This is a genomic window from Mycobacterium sp. (genome assembly GCF_050701675.1).
Classification (GTDB): Bacteria; Actinomycetota; Actinomycetes; order Mycobacteriales; family Mycobacteriaceae; genus Mycobacterium.
The window spans coordinates 1-7,579 of the sequence record NZ_JBOGDD010001253.1 but is presented as its reverse complement, the minus strand read 5'-3'; the positions used below and the strand labels follow the sequence as shown (position 1 = coordinate 7,579).

General features: G+C 69.9%; 5 protein-coding genes. 3 read left to right on the top strand and 2 right to left on the bottom strand.

Features of this window, described 5'->3' with window-relative positions; translation table 11 throughout:
* Together ACRDUX_RS38895 and ACRDUX_RS38890 are read right to left on the bottom strand one after the other, a co-directional pair.
* The coding region (locus ACRDUX_RS38895) for an aldehyde dehydrogenase family protein (protein WP_526422558.1) at nucleotides 1-557 on the bottom strand (557 nt) is incomplete at its 3' end.
* Nucleotides 558-691: 134 nt separating this feature from the next.
* Nucleotides 692-1,090, bottom strand: coding sequence for a hypothetical protein (locus tag ACRDUX_RS38890; RefSeq protein WP_526422554.1), 399 nt, complete (start codon nucleotides 1,088-1,090; stop codon nucleotides 692-694).
* 167 nt (nucleotides 1,091-1,257) lie between these two features.
* On the opposite strand from ACRDUX_RS38890, the gene ACRDUX_RS38885 reads away from it, so the two are divergent.
* The 3 genes from ACRDUX_RS38885 to ACRDUX_RS38875 all read left to right on the top strand — a co-directional run.
* Complete coding sequence (locus tag ACRDUX_RS38885; protein WP_526422552.1) at nucleotides 1,258-5,166, top strand: Pls/PosA family non-ribosomal peptide synthetase; 3,909 nt, start codon at nucleotides 1,258-1,260, stop codon at nucleotides 5,164-5,166.
* On the top strand, nucleotides 5,163-6,482 hold the full coding sequence (locus tag ACRDUX_RS38880; protein ID WP_526422550.1) for a M1 family metallopeptidase: 1,320 nt from the start codon (nucleotides 5,163-5,165) through the stop codon (nucleotides 6,480-6,482). Before ACRDUX_RS38885 ends, ACRDUX_RS38880 begins: the two co-directional genes overlap by 4 nt.
* Nucleotides 6,479-7,579, top strand: a 1,101-nt coding sequence (locus tag ACRDUX_RS38875; RefSeq protein WP_526422556.1) for a hypothetical protein, incomplete at its 3' end; no start/stop codon positions are given. The genes ACRDUX_RS38880 and ACRDUX_RS38875, both read left to right, overlap by 4 nt.

Genomic DNA, 7,579 nt, shown 5'->3' with positions numbered 1-7,579 from the left:
GTCCCTGGGTGGGCGTCGTGCGCCTTGACGACGACGGGGCAGCCCGCGGCGAGCGCCGAGGCGGTGTCACCGCCGGCGACGGAGAAGGCCAGCGGGAAGTTGCTGGCGCCGAACACCGCGACGGGGCCGAGGGGGACGGCACGCTGCCGGATGTCGGGGCGCGGCAACGGTTCCCGTTGCGGTTGGGCCGGATCGATGCGGGCGCCGTTCCAGCTACCCTCGCGCAGCACCTCGGCGAACAGCCTCAGTTGGCCGGTGGTGCGGCCGACCTCGCCCGTGATGCGCTGCTGCGGTAGTCCGGTCTCGGCAGAAGCCCTTGCGACCAGGGCGTCGCGGAGCGCCTCGACGTTGTCGGCGATCCGCTCGAGGAAACGGGCCCGCTGCTCCGAGGTCGTGGCGCGGTACCCGTCGAACGCCGCGGCGGCCGCTGCGCATGCGGCGTCCACGTGCGTGGCGTCGCCGTAGCGGTAGGCAGGTTCGAGGTCTGCTCCGGCGACGGGGTCGAAGCCACGGATCTCGGGACCGGTGCCCGCGACGGGCTCACCGGCGATGATCATCTGACCGGTCAGGGTATCGGTGCCGTGCTCAGCCGTTTGGGTCACGCGGTCAACGCTAGGTCCCAGATCAATACATGTCCAAGACCGATATGGCACCGACTAATGCAAGAGTTGGATTAGTCGGGGAGTGCGTGTCAGGCGGACTTCTTGCCCCTCAGCGCCAGCCGGCGCAGGACGTCCCGGCCCAGCCCGTGCAGGTCCAGCCCCGGCGTCGCAGAGATCAGCGTCACGCCGTCGGCGACCCCTGCGGCCTCGACGTCGGAGATCAGCCCGGTCAGCCCGTCGACGGTTCCGGCGTAACGCAGGGTCCCGTCGTCGACGGCCGCCATCGAGTCACGTACCGAGCGGAAGTCCGGCGCCACCGCGACCGTCACGTCGAGAATGACCTGAACCTCGCCCCGATCGGACTGAATCCGCGCACGTGCGCGCTGAGCGCGCTGCAGGTCGGGAGCCGCCAGCCGGACGGTGGGCCGGTCGCCCGCGGTCAGCTCGCTCCAATTGTCTCCAGCCGTATCCACCACGAATAGCCGCACGCAGGACAGATTAGGGGCGCAACGGTTCTGCGGCGACGGTTGCGATCAGCCAGAATCCATTGCGATGACATCGGTTCCTGGCAAGGCTCTCGCGGTGGGCTGAATCGTGACCTGCAACGTCGTGCGGCGCTGATGGGTGCGCGCCAAGGGCTTAGTAGTTTGTACCCGTGACAGCGGACGCTCGGCCCGGCATCCCCGCGCAGTACCTGTTGTCGGCATCCGCGCCCGAACCGCGCACGCTGATCGACGTCCTGCACGCGACGGCCGCACTTCATCCCGATGCTCCCGCACTCGACGACGGCGACGTGCAACTGACCTACGCCGAGCTGATGACCGACATCGACGAGAGCGTGACGTGGCTGGCCGCCCGCGGAATCGGTCGCGGCGACCGCATCGGCATCCGGATGCCGTCGGGCAGCTACGCGCTCTACGTCGCCATCCTCGCGGCGCTCGCCGTCGGCGCCGCGTACGTGCCGGTCGACGCCGACGACCCCAAGGAGCGGGCCGACCTGGTGTTCGGCGAGGCCCAGGTGGTGGCGATCATCACCGAGCAGGGCCTGGTCCGCGGCCCCGGCTCGTCGCGCGGGTGGCGCGCCGGCACCCCCATGATCCGTGACGACGCCTGGATCATCTTCACCTCCGGTTCGACCGGCACTCCCAAGGGCGTCGCCGTCACGCACCGCAACGCCGCCGCCTTCGTCGATGCCGAGGCCCGGGTGTTCCTGCAGGACAACCCGATCGGGCCTGGCGACCGGGTGCTGGCGGGATTGTCCGTCGCGTTCGACGCGTCGTGTGAGGAAATGTGGCTGGCCTGGCGCTACGGGGCCTGCCTGGTGCCAGCCCCACGCTCGCTGGTGCGCAGCGGGATGGACCTCGGACCGTGGCTGGTGGCCCGCGACATCACGGTGGTCTCCACCGTTCCGACGTTGGCCTCGCTGTGGCCCGCCGAGGCGCTCGAGGCCGTGCGGCTGCTGATCTTCGGCGGCGAGGCCTGCCCCCCGGAGCTCGCCGAGCGGCTCGCGGTCGACGGTCGCGAGGTGTGGAACACCTACGGCCCCACCGAGGCCACTGTCGTCGCCTGTCTGGCCCCACTCACCGGAAGGGGGCTGGTCAGCATCGGCCTGCCGCTGCCAGGCTGGGACCTCGCCGTCGTCGACAAGGACGGCAACCCGGTCGCGCTGGGTGAGGTGGGCGAGCTGGTGATCGGTGGCGTCGGTCTGGCCCGCTATCTGGACCCGGAGAAGGACGCCGAGAAATACGCACCGATGCCGACGTTGGAATGGTCGCGCGCCTACCGCAGCGGCGACCTGGTCCGCCTCGAGCACGACGGGCTCTACTTCCAGGGCCGCGCCGACGACCAGGTGAAGGTCGGCGGCAGGCGCATCGAGCTCGGCGAGGTCGACTCGGCCCTGATGAACCTGCCAGGCGTCAGCGGCGGGGCGGCCGCCGTGCGACGGACCAGCAGCGGCACTCCCCTACTGGTCGGCTATATCGCGAGTGCGGATCCCGAGTTCGACCTGGCGAGCGCGCGCGTGAACCTGGCCGAGTCACTGCCGGCCGCCCTGGTGCCGCGACTGGTCCTGCTCGACGAGCTGCCGACCAAGACGTCGGGGAAGGTCGACCGCGACGCGCTGCCGTGGCCGCTGGCGGACGACGACTCGGACGGTCCGGAACTGGCCGGCACCACGGGCTGGCTGGCAGGGCTGTGGCGCGACGTGCTCGCCGCCCCGGTCGGCGGCCCCGAGGAGGACTTCTTCGCCCTCGGCGGTGGCTCACTGTCCGCGGCCCAACTGGTGGCCGCGCTGCGCGCGCGATACCCGGAGGTCACCGTCGCCGACCTCTACGACCATCCCCGGCTCGGCTCGCTGGCGGGCTATCTCGACGAGCTCGACCCGCCGCCGGCCGTCGAGACGCGGATCGTGAAACCCGTGTCGCGGCTGACCGAGCTGGGGCAGGTCGCCGCGTCGGTGCCGCTGGCCACCCTCACCGCCGCGCAGTGGGTGGTGTGGCTCGCACTGTTGAACAACGCCGCCGCCCAACTGAAGCTCCTGCCGTGGGCCGTGCCGGTGAACTGGTGGTGGCTGCTGGCCGCATTCGTCGTCTTCGTCACCCCCATCGGACGCATGACCATCGCCGTGCTCAGCGCCCGGATACTGATCGGCAGCCTGGAGCCGGGCACCTACCGCCGTGGTGGGTCCGTGCACCTGCGGGTCTGGCTCGCCGAACGCCTCGGCGAGGCCAGCGGAGCCGAAAACCTCGCTGGCGCACCATGGTTGGTGTACTACGCCCGCGCCCTTGGCAACAAGGTCGGCAAGGGGGTTGACCTGCACTCGGCGCCCCCGGTCACCGGCATGCTCACGCTGGGTCACCGCTGTTCCATCGAGCCCGAGGTGGACCTCACCGGACACTGGATCGACGGTGACCTCTTCCACGTCGGAGCGATCTCGGTGGGCAACGACGCCACCGTGGGCGCTCGGACGACGCTGCTTCCCGGCGCGGTGATCGGCAAGGACGCCGACGTCGCACCCGGTTCCGGCGTGGTGGGCAAGGTCAAGGCCGGTCAGTACTGGAAGGGCTCACCCGCGATGAAGTCCGGCAAGGCGCGCCACCCGTGGCCCGACGAACGGCCGCGGCGCGCCCCGCTCTGGGTCGCGATGTTCGGCGTGACGTCGATCCTGCTCGGAGCCGTGCCGCTGTTGGCCCTCGGAACCGGCCTCGCCGTCATTGGCTGGGCCATCGGCGACAGCGTCTCGTTGACCGACGCGATCATCCCGGCGTTGGCCTGGACGCCGGTCGCCACGCTGGTCGCCGTAGTCGTCTACGGGCTGTTGACGGTGCTGGGTGTCCGGGTGATGGCGCTCGGCCTGCACGAGGGCTATCACCCCGTGCGCAGCAGAGTCGGCTGGCAGCTGTGGGCCACCGAGCGACTGATGGACGCCGCCCGCAATTACCTGTTCCCGATCTATGCGAGTCTGCTGACACCGTCGTGGTTGCGACTGCTTGGCGCGAAGATCGGCCGTGGCACCGAGATCTCGACGGCGCTGCTGACACCCAAGTTCACGGTCGTCGAGGACGGGGCCTTCCTGGCCGACGACACCATGGTCGCGTCCTACGAGCTCGGCGGCGGCTGGATCCACGTCGCGACGGCGACCGTCGGCAAGCGGGCCTTCCTCGGCAACTCCGGCATCACCCAGCCGGGCAGGCGGGTGCCCGACGACGGGCTGGTCGCCGTACTCAGCGCGACGCCACGCAAGGCCAAGGCGGGATCCTCCTGGCTGGGCAGCCCGCCGATCCGCCTGCGCAGGCAGCCCACCGCGGCCGACGCGCTGCGCACCTTCCATCCCTCGCGCAAGCTGAAGGTCATGCGTGGCCTCGTCGAGACGTGCCGCCTGCTCCCCATGATCGTCACCTTCGCGATCGGCATCGCCGTACTGGGCGGATTGCAGGCGCTGGCAACCGAATTCGGCTGGGCGTGGACGGCACTGGCAGGCGGACTGGTGCTCCTGGCCGCAGGTGCCGTGGCGGGCATCATCGCCGTGCTCGCCAAGTGGGTGTGGGTCGGCCGCATCGAGGCGAAGGAACACCCGCTGTGGTCGTCGTTCGTCTGGCGCAACGAGGTCTCTGACACGTTCGTCGAGACCGTGGCGGCACCCTGGTTCGCCAGGGCCGCAAGCGGTACGCCGGTGATGAACCTGTGGCTGCGCGCACTTGGTGCGAAGATCGGTCGCGGCGTCTGGTGCGAGACCTACTGGCTGCCCGAGGCCGACCTCGTCACCGTCGGCGATGGCGCCACGGTGAGCCGCGGCTGCGTCGTGCAGACCCACCTCTTCCACGACCGGATCATGCGACTGGACACCGTCACCCTCGAGGCCGGTGCGACGCTCGGACCGCACTGCGTGGCACTGCCCGCCGCGAAGATCGGGGCAGGCGCCACGGTCGGGCCCGCGTCACTGGTGATGCGCGGCGACGAGGTGCCTGCGTCATCGAGATGGCAGGGCAACCCGATCGCGCCGTGGGGTCCGAAGCGCAAGAAGCGTGGCGGCTCGGCCCCCAAGTCCGACAAGAGTGCCGCGTGACACGGGGATTCAAGAAGTCTCCAGTCATCGACCCCTACCTCCCCTCCAACGGCAACTTCGGCTACCGCGTCTCTCGCTACGAGCTCGACGTCGAGTACAAGGTCAACATCAACCGGCTCACCGGGTCGGCCACCATCACCGCGGTGACGCTGGCGTCGCTGAAGACGTTCAGCCTCGACCTGTCGGACGCACTCAACGTGTCCAAGGTCTCGGTCAACGGCCGCAGGCCCGCGCAGTTCGGCCGCTCCAAGGGCAAACTGAACGTCACGCTGTCCTCCGCGCTACCCGCTGGGGCGGCGCTGTCGGTCACGGTGCGCTACGCCGGAACCCCGAAACCGATCCGATCCCTCTGGGGCGACGTCGGATTCGAGGAGTTGACCAGCGGAGCGCTTGTCGCCGGTCAACCCAACGGCGCGGCATCCTGGTTCCCGTGCGACGACCATCCGAGCAGCAAGGCGAGCTACCGCGTCGCGATCACGACCGAGAACCCCTACTACGCACTGGCGAACGGTGAGCTGAAGTCTCGTCGGAGGCGGGCTGCGATGACCACGTGGACCTACGAGCAGCCCGAGCCGACCTCGACCTACCTGATGACGTTGCAGATCGGTCCGTACGAGCTGCATCGACTCGCCAAGTCGCCGGTGCCGATGAATGCGGTTCTGCCGCAACGGTTGAAGAAGGACTTCGAGCACGACTTCGGGCGCCAGTCGGAGATGATGAAGCTCTTCGTCAAGCTGTTCGGTCCGTATCCACTGTCGAACGGATACACCGTCGTGGTGACCGACGACGATCTGGAGATTCCCCTTGAGGCCCAAGGCATCTCGATCTTCGGCGCCAACCATTGCGACGGGGAACGCGGCGCGGAGAGACTGATCGCGCACGAGCTGGCGCACCAGTGGTTCGGCAACTCGGTCACTGCGCGGCGCTGGCGCGACATCTGGCTGCACGAGGGCTTCGCCTGCTACGCCGAATGGCTGTGGTCGGAGGACTCGGGCGGTCGCAGCGCCGACGAACTGGCCAAGCACTACCACCACAAGCTCGCATCGTCGGCGCAGAATCTGCTGTTGTCCGACCCAGGCCCTCGCGACATGTTCGACGACCGGGTCTACAAGCGTGGGGCGCTCACCCTGCACGTGTTGCGGGGCACGATCGGTGACCAGAACTTCTTCAACCTGCTGAAGGACTGGACGACGCGGCACCGGCACGCCACGGCCCTGACCGACGACTTCACCGGGTTGGCGGCGAATTACGCCGACGACTCGCTGCGTCCACTGTGGCAGGCGTGGCTGTACTCGACGGGCGTCCCCGACCTGTGACCGACGGCGCGGCCGGTGTCCCTGCGGACCCGACACGAGGGCCAGTCACCAGGAGCAGCGTCGTCCGGGTGGGCGCTGCGACCGTTCTGTCCGCGCTGTGCGGGTACGCGGTGCTCTATCTCGCGGCCCGGGACCTCGAACCCGCGGGCTTCTCGGTATTCGCCGTGTTCTGGGGTGCGTTCGGGCTGTTCGGGGGCACCGCGTTCGGGCTGCTGCAGGAGTCGACGCGCGAGGTCCGCCAGGCCAGGCAACTCGTCAGCGTCGAGGAGCCTCGCACCCGCCCGATTCGGGTGGCCGCAGGAGTCGGCGTGGCGTCGGCGGCCGCGATCGCGGGCACGTCGCCGCTGTGGTCCGGCCACGTCTTCGTCGAGGCGCGATGGCTAAGCGTTGCGCTCCTCGCGGTCGGGCTCGCCGGCTTCTGCCTGCACTCCACGCTGCTGGGGATGCTGGCAGGCGTCGACCGCTGGTCGCAGTACGGATCCCTCATCGTGGGCGATGCGGTGATGCGGGTGACCGTCGCGACGGCGACCTTCGTCGTCGGGTGGGGTCTCGTCGGCTACCTGTGGGCGACCGTCGCCGGGGCTATCGCGTGGCTGTTGCTTCTGCTCGCGTCTCCGTCGTCGCGTGCCGCGGCACGACTGCTCACCCCGGGCACCACGGCCACCTTCCTGCGGGGCGCGTCGCACTCCATCGCGGCGGCCGGGGCCAGCGCGATCCTCATCATGGGCTTCCCCGTCCTGCTCAAGGCGACGTCGGCCGACCTCGGCGCAGCGGGCGGTGTCGTCATCCTCGCGGTGACGCTGACCCGCGCGCCGCTGCTGGTTCCGCTGACCGCGATGCAGGGCAATCTCATCGCGCACTTCGTCGACCAGCGCGACAGGCGGCTGCGGTCGCTCATCGCACCGGTGGCGGCGCTCGCGGTTCTCGGCGGCGCCGCCGTTCTCGTCGCGGGGCTCTTCGGGCCGTGGCTGCTGCGCACCGCGTTCGGGCCCGACTACCTTGCGGGAGGCGCGCTGCTGGCGTGGTTCACCACCGCGGCGGTGGCGATCGCGCTGCTGACGCTCACCGGTGCCGCGACGGTCGCCGCCGCGCTGCAC